This is a genomic window from Pelomonas margarita, assembly GCF_043555875.1.
GTDB classification, from domain to species: Bacteria; Pseudomonadota; Gammaproteobacteria; order Burkholderiales; family Burkholderiaceae_C; genus Pelomonas; species Pelomonas margarita.
Window position 1 is genome coordinate 1 of the sequence record NZ_JBIGHW010000040.1, and the last position, 2583, is coordinate 2583.

Below are 2583 nucleotides of genomic sequence, written 5' to 3' on the forward strand. Positions count from 1 at the left end.
GTCCCGTAATGTTGCTGTTCACGCGATCCATTCTGACGCGTGAGACCGAGCAACTCAGCGAGGACTTTCCATCATGGCCATCCACCCCACCGGCAAGCAGCCCGCCGCGCCGCAGGCGAACTACCCTGAGCACTTCCAGCGCCAGTACCAGGCCCACCTGCGCCACCTGCGACTCAAGGGCTTGCAGCCCAAGACCATCGACGCCTACGCGCGCGGCATGCGCCGCATCGGCGAATACTTCTCCTTCCAAGTCGATGCGCTCAGCGCCGACGACCTCACCGAGTACTTCACCGAGCTGCTCACCGAGCACTCCTGGAGCGGCGTCAAGCTCGACCTGTACAGCTGGAAGTTCTTCACCGAACACGTGCTCCACAAACCCTGGGAGATGCCCAACTTCATCCGCCCGCCCAAGGTCAGCCGGCTGCCCGACATCGTCAGCATCGCCGAGCTGCAAGCCCTGCTGGACGCCACCCGCGTGCTCAGCTACCGCGTGTTCTTCTTCACCCTGTACAGCCTGGGCCTGCGCCTGGGCGAAGGGCTGGCGCTGACCGTGGCCGACCTGGACGCCCAGCGCATGCGCGTGCACGTGCGCGACGCCAAGGGCAACCGCGACCGCCTGGTGCCCCTGCCGCAGGCCACCCTGGCCGTGCTGCGTGACTACTGGCGCGTGCATCGCCACCCGCGACTGCTGTTCCCCAACCGCGGCGCGGGCCTGGCCGGTGCGGCCTCCGCCACCAGCGCGCTGGACCGCGGCGGCGTGCAGCGCGCGCTGCGCGAAGTCGCCATCGGCTGCGGCCTAAAAAAAAGATCACCCCCCACTGCCTGCGCCACAGCTACGCCACCCACCTGATCGAGGCCGGCGTCGACCTGCTGCAAGTCCAGCGCATCCTCGGCCACCACAGCATCCTCACCACCGCCCGCTACACCCATCTCACCAGCCACACCGCCGACGCCTGCAGCCTCGCGCTCAACACGCTGATGAACCGCTTCACCCTCGGCTGGGGAGCCGCGCGATGAGCGCGCCCACCCCACCGGCAGCGGCGCGCACAACACCGGCCGCGATCACCCTGGCCCAGGTGATCGAACGCTTCGAGCCCGCGCTGCGCCAGCGCTACGGCGCGCATCTGCTGCCCAGCCACCACCAGGCCCTCGCGGCGCTCAAGCGCTGCCGCACCCAGTTCGCACCCCGCATGCTCGCGGCCTGCACCGGCTGCGGCGATCAGCGCAGCGTGCCGCACTCCTGCGGCCACCGCGCCTGCCCGCACTGCCAGCACCACGAAAGCCAGGTCTGGATCCAGCGGCAACTGCGCGCCCGCGTGCCCGCCACCTACTTCATGCTCACCTTCACGCTGCCCGCCGAACTGCGTTCCCTGGCCTGGGCCCACCAGCGCACGCTCTACCCCCTGCTCATGCAATGCGCCTGGGACACCCTGCGCAGCTTCGCGCGCAACGACCCCAAGCTCGGCGCCGACGCCGGCGCGGTGGGCGTGCTGCACACCCACAGCCGGCGGCTGGACTTCCACCCCCACGTCCACATGGTGATGCCCGCCGCCACGCTGGACACCCGGCGCCGACTCTGGCGCACCAAGGCAAGGCGCTCCCGGCGCGCCAGTGGCAACGGCAACGGTGGCGGTGGCTACCTCTTCAACCACAAGGCGCTCGCCAAGGTCTTCCGCGCCAAGCTGCTCGACGCGATTGAAGCCGCCGGCTTGACGCTGCCCGCCGTCGTGCCTGCCATCTGGGTCGTCGACTGCAAGGCCGTCGGCGACGGCCAACAAGCGCTGGTCTACCTCGGGCGCTACCTCTACCGCGGCGTCATCCAGGAGCGCGACAGCCTGGGCTGCGACATCCTGGGCTGCGACAGCCAGGGCGACGGCAACGTCACCTTCCAGTACCGCGACGCCAAGACCGGCCGGATGGCGCGGCGCACCCTACCCGGGGACGAGTTCCTGTGGCTCGTGCTCCAGCACGTTCTGCCCAAGGGCCTGCGCCGCTCGCGCAACTACGGCTTCCTGCACCCCAACAGCGCCGCCTCGATACGGCTGCTGCAAGTGCTGCACCTGCGCCCCGCGCCCAACGCAGCGGACGCCGCCGCCCAGACCCGCGCCCGCCCGCTCTGGCGCTGCGCCTGCGGCCAGCCCATGACCGTGCTGTGTCGACGCATGCCGGCGCCCCAACGTGAGCCCTGCACCAGCGCTCGAGCCCCACGCCCCAGCGTGCCCGACATGCCCGGCAAGGCCGACAGACCCTGCCCCGGCGCCCCCGACGCCGCACGAGCCGCGACGATGAACTGAGCGCCTCACCCAACCCCTGCGCCGTCAACGGGCTTCATCCAAGCGCCGTCGCGCAAGCTCGCCTGCACGGCTGAGGTAACGGCCAAAATAAGCGTCAACGCGCCCCGCCAGAGCACCTGCTGCAGCCCTGGCAAGCATGCGGGCACCCACCGCCGGCCTCAAGCGCCGCTCCCGCGACAGACTCCCCCGAATCTATTTGCAGTGGCCCGCCACCCGACGCGCCGCCTGGCCCCGGGCTTGTCCAACAAACGGATCAGATCGCGGCAAGCGCGATCTATCCTTACTCGTT

At 70.0% G+C, this 2583-nt stretch carries 2 pseudogenes; both read left to right on the plus strand.

Annotated features, from left to right (window positions below):
* Positions 1-73: 73 nt before the first annotated feature.
* A pseudogene (locus tag ACG0Z3_RS23070) lies at positions 74-1017 on the plus strand (tyrosine-type recombinase/integrase).
* Positions 1014-2186, plus strand: a pseudogene (locus ACG0Z3_RS23075) (IS91 family transposase); the annotation flags it as partial. The pseudogenes ACG0Z3_RS23070 and ACG0Z3_RS23075, both read left to right, overlap by 4 nt.
* Positions 2187-2583: the final 397 nt, after the last annotated feature.